We start from the raw sequence: 16896 nt of genomic DNA on the forward strand, positions 1-16896 counted from the left end.
ATTTTAAATATTTCTCTGTGTAAAATCATAACAGGTTTGTTAAGCAACGGTTACATTTTTGCATAATAAAAAGCAAATTTATCTTCAAAACTTAATCATTCTATATGAAAAAATATAAAGAAAATACCATCATCATAGGCGGCGGCTTTGCCGGAATAGAAATCGCCGAAAAACTTCTAAAATCTGGCTATCAATCCAATATTATTTTGATAGATAAAAATAATTACAACTTCTTTCCACCCTTACTATATCAAGTTGCTACGGGATTTTTAGATGTTTCGAACATCAGTTATCCTTTTAGGAAATTCTTTAGGAATCATCCTAATTTTTTGTTCAGAATGGGAGAGCTTTTGGAAATCAAACCACAAGAAAATAAAATTATTTTGAATAATGGCGAATTGACCTATTCGAAATTGATCATCGCCACTGGAACGGTCAGTAATTATTTCGGAAACGAAAATATTCAGAGAAATTCATTACCGATGAAAACGATAGTGGATGCCATTAGCCTGAAAAACACCATCCTCGAAAGACTGGAAAAAGCGACACAGACAGATGATCTTGAAGAGCGAAAAAAGCTGACAACTTTTGTGGTTGCAGGTGGCGGACCAACCGGTGTGGAAATCGCCGGAATGTTGAGCGAACTGAGAAAAAACATTCTTCTCAAAGATTATCCCGAGCTTAATAATGTGCCTTTCGATATTCATCTGATCGATGGTCTTCCGACTGTTTTAGCGCCTATGAGCAAAGCTTCACAGCAATATGCAACAGATTCTTTAAAAAAAATGGGAATCGATATCAAATTGGGACAACTGGTAAAGGATTATGCAGATGATATCGTTTACATAGCGGACGGAACGCAGATCAAAACCAAAAACCTGCTCTGGACAGCGGGTGTGACAGCCATTGTTTTCAAAGGAATTCCGGAAGCAAGCTACGGCAAAGGAAAACGACTGATCGTTGATGCTTATAACAAAGTGGCAGGAACGGAAAATATCTATGCACTGGGAGATACAAGTCTGATGACTGCAGATCCGGCTTTTCCCCAAGGTCATCCGCAGCTGGCACAGGTAGCTATTCAGCAGGCGGCTTTGCTGTCAAAAAACCTGAATGTAGAAGCAAAAGGAAATTCACAAAAACCATTCGTTTATAATGACAAAGGATCTATGGCGATCATCAGCAGAAATAGAGCAGTGGCTGATCTGACGGCTGGACCTTTCAAACATTTTAACGGATTTTTTGCGTGGCTGATTTGGGTTTTCGTTCATTTGTTTTCGCTGATCAATCTCAGAAATAAAATCACCACATTTTTTAACTGGATGAATGCTTATTTTACTAAAGATCAGCCTCTTCGTATGATTGTAAAATCAGATCCGCGGTATGAAAATTAAAATAAACAAACGATAATGAAATTAATTTTAAAAAATAGACCGACTAAGATTGATTCATAGAAAAATAAAATATTCCCAACTTAAATTGTAATAATTGATTATTTAAAAAAACAGATTTTATAAAGTGGTTTGTAGATGTGGAAGTTATAAATTCTGAAATTGATTTTAATATTTCAAACAGCATTAAAGACAGAGCCTTCAGGTAATTTTTTATTACATTGTTAAAAATGGGGATCAGCATATGTTCCCCATTCTTCGTATATTTGAGTGTGCAAATCAATAATAATTTGTGCATAAAAGTAGAATAATTTATAAGTAAAAATGGAAAAGTATAATTATGGAATGATCGGTCTTGGCGTGATGGGGAGAAATCTCCTGTACAATATTGCTGATAACGGATTCTCAATCGCAGGATTTGATCTTGATAAACAAAAAATCACAGAACTAGAAGAAGGTGCAACGGCCGGAACTACGGTTGCCGGTACAGATTCTCTTGAGGAATTCGTTGCCAAGCTGGAAACGCCAAGAAAAATCATTCTGATGGTGCCTGCAGGAAAACCGGTGGATGCCGTTTTAGAAAATATCAAATCTCTCCTGACCAAAAGCGATATCGTGATTGATGCCGGAAATTCTTATTTCAAAGATACTAATAGAAGGGTGGCAGATTTGGCGACGTTAGGTTTGCACTTTATGGGAATGGGCGTTTCAGGCGGTGAGAAAGGTGCAAGATTTGGTCCCAGTATTATGCCTGGCGGCGATTTGGAAGCTTTTCATTCCGTACGTCCAATGCTGGAGGCAATTGCAGCAAAAGTCAATGGTGAATCGTGTACCGCTTATATGGGAAAAGATGCCGCAGGACATTACGTGAAAATGGTTCACAACGGAATCGAGTATGCTATTATGCAATTGATAAGTGAGGCTTATGATTTGCTTCACCGTGGCGCAAACCTTAGTAAAGATCAGCTTTACGAAGTTTTCAAAGAGTGGAATAATGGAGAACTGAATTCTTTCTTAATTGAAATCACCAGAGATATTTTCCAACAAAAAGATGAAATTTCAGGTGGATTTTTGCTGGATCAAATTCTAGATAAAGCAGGATCCAAAGGAACAGGAAAGTGGACTTCTGAAGAAGCACTGGAAAATGGTGTTGCCATTCCAACCATCGATGCAGCCGTGGCATCCAGAACTTTGTCTTCTTACAAAGAGGAGCGAGTGCTGGCGTCCAAATTATATCCAAAATCAGAAATCACAGCACCAGAAAATATAGAACTATTTGTTCAGGAAGTTGGTGATGCACTTTTTCTTGCAACATTAATTAGTTATACCCAAGGTTTGTCACTTTTGGTAAAAGCATCTGAAGATTACCAGTTTCAGATTCCGTTACAAGATGTGGTGAAAATCTGGCGTGGCGGCTGTATCATCCGTTCTTCATTATTAGAAACATTCTATGAAGCTTACACGGAAGATCCAAATTTGTCTAATATTCTTCTGAATGAAAAGATTTCTGAATTGGTAAAATCAAAAGTGACTTCATTAAGAAAAACAATTGGTTTTGCAACATCTAATGGAATTTCAACGCTTGGACTGCAGACTGTTTTAGCTTATTTTGATGCTTACACAACGGAAAATTTACCAGTCAATTTGATACAGGCGCAGCGGGATTATTTTGGTGCTCATACTTATCAGAGGAAAGATCAGGAAGGTGTTTTTCATACCCAATGGGAATCTACAAATCAATAATTTTTGCATCAATGAATGAGAACAAAGCATTGCAGCCAACCAGTATTATTATATTTGGCGCAACAGGAGATTTAGCAAAAAGGAAACTTTTCCCTGCTTTTTATAATCTTTTTATAGAAGGGAGAATGCCTGAGCAATTCAATATTGTGGCGTTGGGAAGAGCAGAAAAAGATAATGATGATTTCAAGAATTATATCAAAGAAAATTTGGTTCTTTTTTCACGAAATCAAGTCTCTATCGATACAGAATGGGAAAAATTTCAGTCTCATATTACCTATTTCAGACATCAGATCGATGAAGAAAATTCTTACAAAGAACTTGACGAAAAATTAAAAACATTAGATAATGATTATGGTATAAGAGCAAACAGGTTATTTTATCTTTCTATAGCTCCCAATTTCGTATCTATTATTTCCGGACATCTCAAAAATGCAGGACTTGCACCCAATCCGGCGCAGGATCGTATTATCATAGAGAAACCGTTTGGACACGACAAAAGTTCGGCAATAGAACTTAACAGTCTGTTATCCCGAACGTTTGAAGAAGAACAGATTTACAGAATTGATCATTACTTAGGAAAAGAAACAGTTCAGAACATTTTGGCATTCAGATTTGGTAATTCGATTTTTGAACCGTTGTGGAACTGCAAATATGTAGAATCTGTGCAAATCACAGTGGCAGAAGAAGTTGGCGTAGAATCCAGAGGCGGATTTTACGAAGGAACTGGTGCGCTGAAGGATATGATTCAAAATCACTTGCTGCAAGTGCTTTGCATGATTGCAATGGAGCAACCAGCTTCCTTGGATGCAGGCGAGATCAGAGACCGCAAAGTAGATGTTCTGAAATCGATCCGAAGAATACCGCTGGATCGCGTGAGTCATTACGCAGTCCGAGGTCAATATGGAAAAGGAACACTGGACGGAAAGGATCTGAAGGCTTACCGTGAAGAAGATGGGGTAGCGCCAGATTCCAACACGGAAACTTTCGCGGCGATCAAATTCTATCTGGACAACGAGCGTTGGGAAGGCGTCCCTTTCTACGTCCGTACAGGCAAAAGGATGAAAGAAAAACATTCCTACATTACCATTCAGTTCAAACCGTTGCCGCAATCTACCTTCATCGCAGGCAAACATCCGCTTTCTCAGAATAAACTGATTATCAATATTCAGCCTTTGATGGACATCAGACTTCAGTTTATGACAAAAAAACCGGGACTTACCGTGGAACTGAAACCTGTAGAAATGGTATTTGATTATTTTTCCTGCAAGGAAGATACACCGGAAGCTTATGAGACGTTGTTGCTTGATGCGTTGGAAGGCGATCTTACATTGTTTATGCGCTCCGATCAGGTAGAAGAGGCTTGGGATGTTGTGAAAAACATACAGGAATATTGGGAAAATAATCCAGATCCCAGTTTTCCAAACTATGCTGCCGGCAGCAACGGACCAGAGCAATGTGAATTGTTGCTCCAGAGAGAAGAGCACAGCTGGGTTTAATTTTATTGTTTAATTGAAGTTAAAAATATGGGCGTTACAATTGTAGATAATTTAGATCAACTTTATAAAGAAGCAGCAGATCAATTTGTTGATTTTGCAAAAAAGGCGATTCAGGAAAAAGGAAAATTTGTAGTGGCTTTGAGTGGCGGCAGTTCTCCGAAAGCGATTTTTAAATTGCTGGCTACCACAGATTACGCAGAACAAATAGATTGGAAAAATATTTATTTCTTTTGGGTAGATGAGCGCTGGGTTCCGCTGGATGATGAGAAAAGCAATGCAAAAATGACTTTTGAAACCCTTCTGGATACAGTTCCGGTCAACAAAGACCAGATTTTTCCGATGTTCAAAGAAGGGATTTCTCCGGAAGATTTTGCAGCAGAGTATGAAAACGAGATCAGAAATGTTCTTGGTGATGAAGGCTGTTTTGATTTCATTCTCTTAGGAATGGGCGACGATGGTCACACAGCATCACTATTTCCTGGAGAAAAAATTCTTCACGAAAACAAAAAATGGGTGGACGCCTACTATCTTGCACCACAAAATATGTACAGAATTACATTGACAGCACCAATTATCAACAAAGCCGAAAATGTTCTGGTAATCACTTTTGGAGAATCAAAAAAACACGCACTGAATGAGGTTTTGAATGGCGATTACAATCCGGAGTTATATCCATTGCAGCTGATAAAACCCGAAAAAGGCGAATCGCAGTTTCTGACAGATTCGGAAACTATGAAATCAGTTTAAGATTTGATTATCAAAACATTTTACAGAATATATAAAACCCATAATATTTGAGGGTTTTTCTCGTAGATAATAATAAATTTTTTTTTTGATTTTTTTTTAAAATATAAACGTTAAATCTAAATAGTATTGATTCCGATTATTCTTTTTAAATCAACAATTTTAAAAGATTTTTTAACTGCCATTTTGTAAATTTATCTCAGGTACCAAATTATCACCAAATAAAAAGAACATTATGAATATCGATCTTACCAATAAAAATGCGCTCGTAGGTGCCGCAACTCAGGGAATAGGAGCGGGAATCGCAAATGAACTGGCAAAATGTGGCGCCAATGTGACTCTGATGGCTCGCAATGAAGAGAAACTGAAAAATTCTCTGGCTGCACTTCCTGTCATTAATGACAATCAAAAACACCAATATCTCGTTGCTGATTTTTCTGATTTTGAAAGTTTTAAAACAATCATTTCAGGTTATTTCAAAAGTAATTCTGTCGATATTCTGGTCAACAATACCAACGGTCCGGAACCTGGAATGGCTTTGAAAAAAAATGTGGACGATTTCCAGACCGCTTTTGACCTGCTCTTTAAAACGGTTTGTGAAACGACTACTTTAGCGTTGCCATATATGATTGAGCAGAAAAACGGACGTATCATCAACGTTTCCTCGTTGTCCGTAAAAGAACCAATTGATAATCTGGTGCTTTCAAACTCTATCCGTTCTGCGGTGGCAGCCTGGTCGAAGTCATTGTCTAATGAAGTGGCGCAACATTGCATTACCATCAACAATGTTTTGACCGGATATTTTGATACCGAAAGAATTCAGAAACTCATTAAAGCTGAATCTGAGCAAAGTGGAAAATCAATTGAAGAAATCAAAACAGTCAGAGAAAACAAAATCCCGATGAAAAGATTGGGCAAGCCCGAAGAATATGGTCATCTGGTTGCATTTTTAGCGTCAGATTACGCCTCGTATCTTACAGGAGCGAGTATTCCTTTGGATGGTGGATTGGCGAATGTTTATTAGAATAAAGATTTTATGATATTACAAAACTCCTGATAACAATATTTATCAGGAGTTTTTTATTGATTTAGAACACAATCATTTCACCTCAAAAACATAAGTTTTTCCTTTCTCTGTATCAAAGTCAAAAAGTTGAGTTTCTTTAACTGCGAATCCTTTCATTTGAGCTTTATCAGATTTCAATGGTGTTTTAATAGCATCAACCTGATAAAATTCATTTTGGTTTTCACCTTTTGCAAGACTAAAATTTGTTTTTGATCTTAATTGAATATCCTTTGCAATTCTAATTCTTGCATTCCCTCCCAATGTAGATTTGATGGTCACTTTTGTCAGCTTCGAATTTTTCCAATCCATATCAATTTCAAAACCACCTCTTGCCTTCAATCCTTTCACAGAGCCGTTTGGTAGAGCATCAGGAAGTGCAGGCAAAAGATAAAGATAGCCGTCATAACTTTGCAATAACATTTCTGCAATTCCGGAAGTACAGCCAAAATTTCCATCGATCTGAAACGGCGGATGCGCATCCAAAAGATTAGGATAAGTTCCTCCGGATTGTCCTTTAGTATCCATCGGAGCAGGCGTCAATTGGTCTGTAATCAATTTAAAAGCACGGTTTCCGTCCAGTAATCTTGCCCACCAATTGACTTTCCAGCCCATCGACCAACCAGTGGATTTATCACCTCGATAGACCATCGAATTTTTAGCAGCTTCAGCCAGCTCCGCATTTCTGAACGGCGAGATCTGACCTGAAGGAAAAAGCCCATACAGATGAGAAATATGTCTGTGTTTATCATCGGTTCTGTCCATATCAGTGAGCCATTCCTGCAACTGGGCGTGCTGTCCGATGTGCATTGGCGGAAGTTTTGATAAAGCACTTTTCACCTCATCAGATAGACTTTTATCTTGATTTAAAGCTTTTGAAGCATTGATGAAATTATTAAACACATCAAACAGCAACTGGTTATCCATCGTCGTTCCCGCGGTAATACTCACATTTTTAAAGTATTTATTTTCGGGAGACATTGACGGCGACACCACGAGGTATTTTTTCGACGGGTCTTGCTGTAGAACATCCAGGTAAAAAAGCGCACAGCCTTTCAAAGCTTCGTAGTTTTTCTTTAGAAATTCTTTGTCACCGGTGTATAGATAATGATTCCAGACGTGTTGGGTCAGCCACGCACCGCCCATCGGCCACATGCCGTAGAAACCGCCGTCCACAACACCCGTAATCCTCCAAAGATCAGTGTTGTGGTGCATGTTCCAGCCTCTTGCGTGGTACATTTCCTTGGCAGATTCCTGTCCGGTAACCGACAAATCCTGAATCATATCAAACAAAGGTTCGTGCATTTCGGAAAGATTAGTATTTTCCGCAGGCCAGTAGTTCATTTCCGTGTTGATGTTCACAGTATATTTGCTATCCCAGGCAGGATTCAGCTGATAATTCCAGATTCCCTGCAGGTTTGCGGGTTGCGTTCCCTGCTGTGAGGAAGAAATGAGGAGATATCTTCCGAACTGAAAATACAATGCCACCAGATCCGGGTCACTGGAATTTCCAAACTCTTTGATTCGGATGTCGGTTGTTTTCTTAGACTGTTCACTTGTTCCCAAATCTAGACTTACCCGGTTGAAATATTTTTGATATTTATCAATGTGAGCCTTGAGTTCAGCGTCGTATTTTTTATTTAAAGCTGATTTCAAATATTCTGAAACTCTGGTGTCAGGATTTCCGCTCAGGTCATTATACTTTTTAAAATTAGTAGCGATGGATATATAGATGACCACTTCGTCTGCTCCGGAAATATTGAGTTGGTCATTTGTAGAGGTTAATTTTCCACCTTTTAATATAGGAAGAGCTACGGTTTTAAAGTTAACTTTCCCTGTTTTGTTGTCTACAGAGCCACTGGTTCCGTTGATGACCAATTGGTTTTTCTCTGTGAAAATTGATTTTTTAAGATGTGGAGTAGACGCATTGATATTGAAATTGAGACTTCTTTTTTTGCTGGAAGTTAATCTGATCATAATCACATTATCTGAAAATGACGAAAAAATTTCACGTTTGAAAGTCACGCCATTGACGTCGTAGGAAACCGTACTGATGGCTTTTTCAATGTCTAACGTCCGACTGTAATTTTTAAAATTTTCGTGTCCTTTAAAATCCAAAAACAAATCGCCCATTGTTTGATAAGGCATTCCGTAATTCAAATCTTTCGGAGCAGTTCTTGGGTACGTGTTGTTGGTAAGGTTCTGCGCTTTTTCAAACTGCCCTTCGTTGATCAGTCTTCTTACTTTCTGAATGCTGTCAAACGTATTCTTAGGAACATTATTTCCAGGTTCTCCTGCCCAGATGGTCTCTTCATTCAACTGCAGATGTTCCTGTGGAGTGCCGCCAAAAACCATTGCACCCAATCTTCCGTTTCCGATTGGTAAAGCCTCGTTCCAGTTTTCTGCCGGTTTGTTGTAATTTAATTTTAAATTTTGCTGTGCCTGAACGGAGATTGAAAACACTGCTCCTACTATAAAATATACAATCCTTTTTTTAACCATTATTTAATCATTAAAGTTTAAGTTCAACATCATTCAAAAATGAAAGAATATGATCTTAAAACTACTGATTTTATCTGATATGATCACATATCTAATAATATGATAAGGTGGACACTCTTATTATTTTAATTAACTATTATTTTTTAAGTATGACAAACAGGCAGTTGTTCACTTAAATTTAATCACCATAATGCGAGTTGTGTTTCAGAAAGTTCTTCTCCCAAAAAAGGAAAAATCTCCACAATTTCAAACTGTTTTATTTTATCATTTAATTTCCTCAAAGCAATTCTATTGCAATCAAACTTAAGTGTTTCATCAGAAAAAATCTTCCGGGATATCTCAATCTGTTGAGCTGAGAGTCTCCGTCCAATACTTATATGAGCATTGCTTTTAACGTGACCTTCAACTTCTAATCTTATTTTTTTTATTAATCTTTCAAAGTCAACTTTGCTTTTATCATCGGGTAAGAAAAACGAATTTTGTCCAGAACAAATAACTTTATCAAATTCGGCAGCGAAAATTTTCTGCTCTCTTGCAATTCTAATACATTTCAAAATTATTTTGTTGAGTCTATTTTCCGTTGACCAAAATTCTTGAATTGTAATATGCGCTACAGATCGGTAACTCGAATATTTTTCGTTTGATTATAAATGCAATTTCATTTTTAATTCATCAACCTTTTCAATGATTTTATCCGGTGGGAGAATGACAATTGAATAATGATTAACGTGATTCATTTAAATTTTTTAATTGATATCCTTAATCGGAATAACAACCGAAAACTCAGTCCCCACATTTTTGGAACTCTTAACCTCTATAGAACCGCTGTGAAGTTCGATAATTTCTTTGCAAAGATACAGGCCTATGCCAAATCCTGCGATGGATCTGCTGTTCATATCTTTTACACGGTAGTAGCGATCAAAAATGCGCTGCTGATCTTCTTCGGATATTCCAATTCCCTGGTCTTGAACGGTAATTTTTAAACTGTTTTCACCAATTATTACATATTCCACGTTGATCATAGTTCCGACAGGGGAATATTTGATTGCATTTCCGATCAGATTGTGGAGTACCTGTGATATTTTTTCACGATCAGCCTGTACGATAATTGACCCTGATGGACTGAAGATAAATGTACGCGTATGATTGGTCGAAAGTACCTCATCTTCAATCTCTGAAAATAAAATTTGAAAATCAAACGGCGTTTTTTCAATGTGGAGCTGCCCGGAATCCAGTCTCGAAACATTAAGAAAACCATTGATCATGCTGTTCATATAATCCGTTTGCTTCAAACATTTTTCCAGGATATTTTGCTGTTTGGAATTTTCCGCACCAGCTTCCAGACGCTGTAAAATCTGAATATAGGCCTTGAGGGATGTAAGCGGGGTTTTAAGTTCGTGACTCACCATACCCATGAAATCATCTTTTCGCTCTTCCTCTTTTTTCTGTTTTGTTATATCCCGGAGCGTTCCGTTTAGGCTCTGCGGATTTCCCTCCTGATCGTAGAAAACTCTTCCATTGGCCTGTAGAAGTCTTATTTTTTTATCCGTTTTATTTTGAATTCTGTATTCTATATAATAATGACCATCAGAGTTTTTATCCAGTGAATTCGAGATGGCTGCAGTTACGCGGTCCCGATCCTCCGGCAATATCGCCGCCAACGCAATAGACAGATCCAAATGTTCCTCTGACGATAATCCAAACCAATTTTTCAGCAGATTATTACCCGAAAACAGATTCGTTGCAGGCTGATAGTAGAAAGTGGCAAGTTCTCCTGCATCAATAGCAAGAGCCAACATTTGCTGGTCATTTTCATTTTTTCGCCTTGCCAAAACCTGTTCTGTAATTTCTTCAATAATAATCAGAACACCCGAAATGTCGCCACGGTCGGTAAAAATTGGCTGGTAGATGGAATTAACTATGGCTTCCCGCAGTCCATCGTTATGTTTTAATTTAACCGTAAATTCAGTATTGATCTTTGGTTTGCCGCTTTCGTAGACTTTTTTAAGCCATTCGTTTACTGGTTGTCCGCGAAGTTCTGGACGTGCACTTTCATGAGCATAACCAATTACTTCGGATTCTGTACGTCCCCATATAGAAAGAATGGATGGATTGGCAATTTCAATCACGTGTTCCGGACCTTTCAGCATCGCAATTCCGACTGGTGCCTGTTCTATAATCGTCCGAATGTACTCCCTGCTATCAGCAAGCTGCTTCATTGAATTGTTAAGCTCTTCGTTAGTAGAAGTTAGCTCTTCCAGTGTCGCTGCCATTTCCTCATTAAGCGCATTTTCCCTTTCCTCTTTTTCTCTAATTTGTTGTAAGAATTCTCGGCGGGATGTTACTTCAAGGGCTGTGTTGAGGATACACCAGGTTTTATTATTTTGATCGGTCAGTGCTTTATATTCATAATCAAAGTAATCAAGCGTTTCTACGCCGTTTTTGATCAGTTTTGCAGGAGCCTCGTGCACGGAGTAAGTTTTGCCCGATCGCCAAACCTCTCGCAGTAATTCCAAAAAAGGTTGTCCCTCAAGTTCGGGAATGGCTTCCATAAGAGGTTTGCCTATGACAGATGCGTCTTTGCCCCATAAAGCCAGCATACCTTCATTTGCAAAATGTATGACCATATCTTCTCCGGAATAGATGGAAGTCGGTGCAGGAGATGATACTAATGCCTGGATGATCAGATCCTGGCTGAAACTTTTTTCTGACAAATCTTCTTGGGTAATCATATTATGACAAAGATATATAAAAGTCTCTTTATTATCCTCGAAATAGAGCCGATGAAACACTATAAACATTCAGAAAGATTATCATTAAATCTTTAAACTGGCAGAAAGCAAATATTGACTTTAAGTTAACAAAAATGATTCTTTTAACGATCAATATTTTAAGACCTTTGTAGCCTGAATTTTATTTAAGGTAAATTTTTACTTCAATTATGAAAGATATTAAACTGATAGTAACGGATATGGACGGTACATTTCTAAACTCTGAACACGAAATAAGTCCGGATTTTGCCGCGATGTATCAGGAGCTGAAGAAAAGAGATATTATGTTTGTGCCTGCCAGCGGACGACAAATGCAGGGAATCACAAAGTATTTTGGAGATATAGAATCCGAGATTGGCTTCATTGCAGAAAATGGAGGCTATATTATTTATAAAAATCAGGAACTGTTTGCCGACAAAATGGAAAACGATCTGGTTGTTGAAATTATCAAGGCAGTGCGCGAAATTCCCAAAGCCAGAGCCGTTTTATCTGCGAAGAAAAAAGCATATTACGAGACGGATGATCAGAAATTCATTGAGTTTTTCAGCCAATATTATACTAAAAATCAGAAAGTTGAGGATTTGACAGAGATTATAGATGACAGCACTTTCAAAATTGCCATCTACCACCCGGATGGATCTGAAAAAAATCTGTATCCATTTTTGAAAAAATTCGAAGAGTACAATCTTGATATTGTGGTTTCCGGCAAGCATTGGCTGGATGTGATGAACAAGAATATCAACAAAGGTATTGCCTTGAAAAAGCTGCAGCAATCACTCAATATATTGCCTGAGCAGACGATGGCTTTTGGAGACTATATGAATGATATCGAAATGCTGAAAAATTCGAAATACTCTTATGCGATGGCTAATGCTCATCCTTCCGTGAAAGAAACTGCCAGTTACGCAGCGTCTTCCAATGATAATTTTGGCGTGCTGCAGATTGTCAGAAACTATTTGGATAATAATTAATTAAAATTTTTATAAAAAAAAATAAAACCGTTATTACCAATCTAATTCCGGTTTTGCTTTATAAAAAAGTTATGGCATTTTGAAAAAAATGGAGTAGTATATATGAAAATTAAGAAACGCCGGATGGAAATGTTACAATAAATTTTGTCCCTTGATTTTCAACACTTTCAAAGTCTATGCTTCCATTCAGTTTTTTCATTATACTTTCCACAATAGACAAGCCAACACCGCTGCCAAAATATGATTTGGTATTGGACATCCGGTTGAAAATTTTAAAGACATCTTTTTTGGAAGTGTACGGAATGCCGATTCCATTGTCCTCAATTTCAAAAACCACATTGTCGTCCTGCAGATAAGACGAGATATGGATTTTCGCTTCTGAATCTTTTTTAGCAGAATATTTTACCGCATTGGTAATGATATTCTGGAAGACCTGCGTGACCATACTTTTTTCACCGCTGATCCGGAATATATTTTCGATAGTTACCTGAGCGCTGTCGTTATATGATAATTTTGCATCAGAGATTGCCTTGTCAATAATCTTTGCAGGGTCAATGTCAATGATATCATATTCCGAATATTTAAGTCTGCTCAGCTTGAGTACATTGGTCATCATATCAGACATATTATCGATTTCATTGAGAACATTATTAATGAGTTTAATATTTGTGTTCTCGGTATTGAGCTTGGCCATGATCTGCATATTGAGCTTCATTACAGTCAATGGTGTAGCCAGGTCGTGTGAAATGGTGTGCGAATAAGCATCAAGTTCCTCATTTACCTTTCCAAGTTCGGAATTGACTTTGTAAAGTTCTGCATTCAGATTGCTGATGTGAAACAGCTGTTCCTGTATCGTGCGGTCAATAATCTCTTTAACTGCAATCACCCGTTTTTTGTCTTTGGAATCCCAGGACGCAGACCGGTCTAAAATTTCTTCATTATAAACTTCGAAAGACTGTCTGGGAGAAACTACTGTGGTTTTCTCATCAAACATCCTGATAGTTTTGATCTTGTTTTCTTTTTTTCCTGCCCAGCTGATCTGTTGCTGAAATTCTCCTTTAAACCACATTAAAACATTTCCCTGATCTTTATTAATAAAAGACAGAGCGATGCCGCAGCAGCTTTTGTCCAGACCAAGCTTTTTCCCATAGGTTTTGTAAAAAGAATTATCGTAGTAGATTTGATCCTCCAGATTTGTTTTGGCCCACGCAATTATTTTTTCCAGAGTTTTACTGTTTGGAGTTCTTCCACTGGTCGTTATCTGACCATCAATTATTGCTGCAAAGCCTTCCGTTTCAGATATTTCCCGGATTTTATTAATATTTTTTGAGACAGAGTCCGCTATGTTTTGAAATGACAATAACTCAATTTTCAGATTCTGACATTTGGAAATGAGGATTTTGTCATACTCCAGAATATTGGCGGACAGAAACGAGTGGTAAGAATTGGCTGCAATGAAAGTAGCAATTTCTGCACTGATCCTGTGATCCAGATCTATATGTTTTTGATAGGTGCTGTGACACGTTACAAGTCCCCACAATTCATTGTCTATAATAATTGATATGCTGAAGCTTGACGCAATTTTTGCATTGATCAAATATTCCACATGGATTGGAGAAAGTGCACGGACGCTGGAGATGGAAAGATCAACATTTTCAAGATTGCTCAGAATCCTTACCGGCTTGTCATTAACATCACTTAAAATCCTTTTGAAGTTTTTGAGGTAAAGCGCTCTTGCCTGCGATGGAATGTCACTTTCCGGGTAATGCAGATCCAGATAACTTTCCATATTGGCATTTTTTGCCTCCGCAATGACTTTTCCGCTTTTGTCTTCATTGAACTGATAAATCATCACGCGGTCGTAGTCCGTTATTTCTTTGATTTTTTCCACCAAAAATTCCCAGATATTTCCGCCTTGTCTGAGTGAGATCAGATTTTTGATCTTTTTTACAAGAATGCTGTTGTCTTTTGCATTCAGAATACAAGCCTCCAGTTCAATATAAATGATGTCGTTGTGTCTGTAATAAGTGATGTGATGTTCTCTAGAATTAATCAATATCCGATCAATATATTTGACATCATCTTCCGCAGACGATACGACAAATACAAACTGAGGACTGCCAACTATAAAACCCAACTCACCGATGCTGTCGGCACGCTGTCCGAGAATAGAGTGGTCTAGTTCAAATAACGTTGGTACATTATCACTATAAAATTCAATGGTATTGGTTAAAGCGTTTACTCCTAACAGATAGCCAAAACTTTGAATATATCCAGGGTGGTGTATTACTATCTCATTGCACGGTACTGCCTTCATCTTTGAAACTTTGAAATGAAATCCAGGTTATCATTTGTTATAATCCCAACTTCATCGTATTGATTTTATGCTAATGTAAAAAAAATATTGGAAATATAAAACCCGGCAAGTATTATCATAGGTTGCGATGTCTCCGTTTATTTAATTTATCAGTACAGATCAACTAGCGCAGATCCTTTTTGATGACCAGATATTTCAAGTCAGTCTGGCCGGCATTGCTGATGCCATGTTCCGTATTGGGAGGACAGTATAAGCTGGTATTTGGTCCTGCTTCGACAGTCTTGCCGTCGAGATAGAACGAAGCTTTCCCCTCAAGAATGTAAAAGAATTCTTCTTCCGGATGCCGGTGTGGCGCGTGGGTAGATTTCCCAGGTGCTACAATGCTCATCTTCAGCGTGTTTTCCTGCGTGAAGTTTTTATCGGCAAACCAGTATTGATAACCTGATTTTGTTTCTTTAGCTTTTTTCAAGTCGAACACATTCACACAGTTTTCTATTGTGTAAACGGGTTGTTCCTGCTTTGCCTCGACCTTTTGACCATAAACGGACTGCTGCGTTATTATGCTGATTATTATCACCGCTATGTTCCGCGTTGTTTTTTTCATTTTATTAATATTATTATTACTAATATAAACAAAAAAAGGAGAGCTATAAAATAACTCTCCTTTACAATATTTAAATTGGTTAGTCTTTAATAATCCGTTCACTTACTTTTTTATCATTTACTGTACCTGTGACGATGTAATTTCCTTTTGGCAGATCTGCAATATTAATTTTTGTGAGGTCTTTTGCATTGTTAGATTTTACAAGCTGACCAGACATTGAATAGATCTGAACGTTTTGCACATCGTTTCCGAAGATGATTTCGTTATTTTTCACTAAAGTATTTTTAATAAAAACAGAATTTGATCCATTCACATCACCTACAGCTAATGTTTGCCCTGTAGACTGCGGAGTAGGAAACGCTGCTGTGAAATCCACATTGTTCCTGTTGGTGTCTCCGGATATTCTGGCTATAGAGTTCAGGAATGTTGGAGAAGGTGCTGCTCCGGTTCCTTCATACTGATCTGCAAGACCGTAACCAACAAAATCTATTACATTTGAAGCTGTGGGTCCAGTGACACGAGTGTTGTTGGAAGCCAAGGCAACTTTTCCGGAAGTCAGTCCTAGCTGCAGACCAACGCCCACTACAGGTCCTGATCCATCTAAGTTAAGCACCACATTGACAATCAGATTTGGGTTTAGAAGATTAATTCCGCCCAGACCATCAGAAGCTTGCTGAATTAAATAAGTCTGTCCGGCATTTAAAGTAATGGATGGTAAAGTGTGATATTGTGTAAATTGCCCTGATAGAGGTCCGTATTGGATTGTTGCTCCGGTAAGAGTCTGCGTGGTCGATCCAATATTTTTCAATTCAATGAAATCGTTGGCAAGCACAGCAGTCAATAAGCCGCCGCCAGTATAAATTTCATTGATAACAATCTGCGCATTTGATAATGCGAACGTGGACACAAGTCCGACTAAGGTAAAAATCTTTTTCATAACTTTTTATTTAAATGTTATGATAATGTTAACAATTAGAATACCATAATTAACAAAAATATAATATTATGATTGCGAATAATTAATTTATAAAATTATATGATTTAAAATTATTCACGAAATCTTCTGTACGAGGACATTCTTAAAAATTATTTGTATTCATTCTAAATTTCACTGAAAATTAGGCGCTTACATTGGCAAATCTATTGCTGTCAATTATTGTTTGGGACATAAACACGAATATTACGATCCATATAAAATCTCATTTTACTAAAAAATATTTACAAAAAAATAACCCTTGAATTTTGAAAAATTCAAGGGTTATTAATGATAGAGAATCCAGCATTAGTTTAAGCCTCG

12 protein-coding genes are annotated in these 16896 nt (G+C 37.6%); 6 read left to right on the plus strand and 6 right to left on the minus strand.

Annotation, left to right across the window (positions count from 1 at the left end):
• Positions 1-104 precede the first annotated feature (104 nt).
• From LUD75_RS14880 to LUD75_RS14900, 5 genes are all read left to right on the plus strand, one after another.
• The gene (locus LUD75_RS14880) at positions 105-1391 is read left to right on the plus strand and encodes an NAD(P)/FAD-dependent oxidoreductase (RefSeq protein WP_232706613.1); all 1287 of its coding nucleotides are present in this window, start codon (positions 105-107) and stop codon (positions 1389-1391) included.
• Positions 1392-1712: 321 nt separating this feature from the next.
• On the plus strand, positions 1713-3131 hold the full coding sequence (gndA, locus tag LUD75_RS14885; RefSeq protein WP_232706615.1) for an NADP-dependent phosphogluconate dehydrogenase: 1419 nt from the start codon (positions 1713-1715) through the stop codon (positions 3129-3131).
• A gap of 11 nt (positions 3132-3142) precedes the next feature.
• The gene (zwf, locus tag LUD75_RS14890; protein ID WP_232706616.1) at positions 3143-4627 is read left to right on the plus strand and encodes a glucose-6-phosphate dehydrogenase; all 1485 of its coding nucleotides are present in this window, start codon (positions 3143-3145) and stop codon (positions 4625-4627) included.
• Positions 4628-4654: 27 nt separating this feature from the next.
• The gene (gene pgl, locus LUD75_RS14895) at positions 4655-5374 is read left to right on the plus strand and encodes a 6-phosphogluconolactonase (protein WP_232706618.1); all 720 of its coding nucleotides are present in this window, start codon (positions 4655-4657) and stop codon (positions 5372-5374) included.
• Between the two features lie 232 nt (positions 5375-5606).
• A complete protein-coding gene (locus LUD75_RS14900) occupies positions 5607-6395 on the plus strand; it encodes an SDR family oxidoreductase (protein WP_232706620.1) in 789 nt (262 codons plus the stop codon).
• 75 nt (positions 6396-6470) lie between these two features.
• Here LUD75_RS14900 and LUD75_RS14905 read toward each other — a convergent pair whose 3' ends face one another.
• From LUD75_RS14905 to LUD75_RS14915, 3 genes are all read right to left on the minus strand, one after another.
• Entirely contained in the window at positions 6471-8936 is a 2466-nt protein-coding gene (locus LUD75_RS14905; protein WP_232706621.1) for a glycoside hydrolase family 95 protein, read from the minus strand.
• A gap of 182 nt (positions 8937-9118) precedes the next feature.
• On the minus strand, positions 9119-9490 hold the full coding sequence (locus LUD75_RS14910) for a hypothetical protein (RefSeq protein WP_232706623.1): 372 nt from the start codon (positions 9488-9490) through the stop codon (positions 9119-9121).
• 192 nt (positions 9491-9682) lie between these two features.
• A complete protein-coding gene (locus LUD75_RS14915; protein WP_232706625.1) occupies positions 9683-11668 on the minus strand; it encodes an ATP-binding protein in 1986 nt (661 codons plus the stop codon).
• A gap of 209 nt (positions 11669-11877) precedes the next feature.
• Here LUD75_RS14915 and LUD75_RS14920 point away from each other — a divergent pair, with 209 nt between their 5' ends.
• The gene (locus LUD75_RS14920) at positions 11878-12678 is read left to right on the plus strand and encodes a Cof-type HAD-IIB family hydrolase (RefSeq protein WP_232706627.1); all 801 of its coding nucleotides are present in this window, start codon (positions 11878-11880) and stop codon (positions 12676-12678) included.
• A gap of 109 nt (positions 12679-12787) precedes the next feature.
• On the opposite strand, the gene LUD75_RS14925 is transcribed toward LUD75_RS14920, so the two are convergent.
• From LUD75_RS14925 to LUD75_RS14935, 3 genes are all read right to left on the minus strand, one after another.
• Positions 12788-14995, minus strand: a complete 2208-nt coding sequence (locus tag LUD75_RS14925) for an ATP-binding protein (protein ID WP_232706628.1) — start codon at positions 14993-14995, stop codon at positions 12788-12790.
• Between the two features lie 163 nt (positions 14996-15158).
• The gene (locus LUD75_RS14930; RefSeq protein WP_232706629.1) at positions 15159-15572 is read right to left on the minus strand and encodes a cupin domain-containing protein; all 414 of its coding nucleotides are present in this window, start codon (positions 15570-15572) and stop codon (positions 15159-15161) included.
• A 106-nt stretch (positions 15573-15678) separates the two neighbouring features.
• Positions 15679-16536, minus strand: a complete 858-nt coding sequence (locus LUD75_RS14935; protein ID WP_232706630.1) for a T9SS type A sorting domain-containing protein — start codon at positions 16534-16536, stop codon at positions 15679-15681.
• Between the last annotated feature and the right edge of the window lie 360 nt (positions 16537-16896).

Origin of the sequence: Epilithonimonas sp. JDS (assembly GCF_021261315.1) — a bacterium.
Classification (GTDB): Bacteria; Bacteroidota; Bacteroidia; order Flavobacteriales; family Weeksellaceae; genus Epilithonimonas.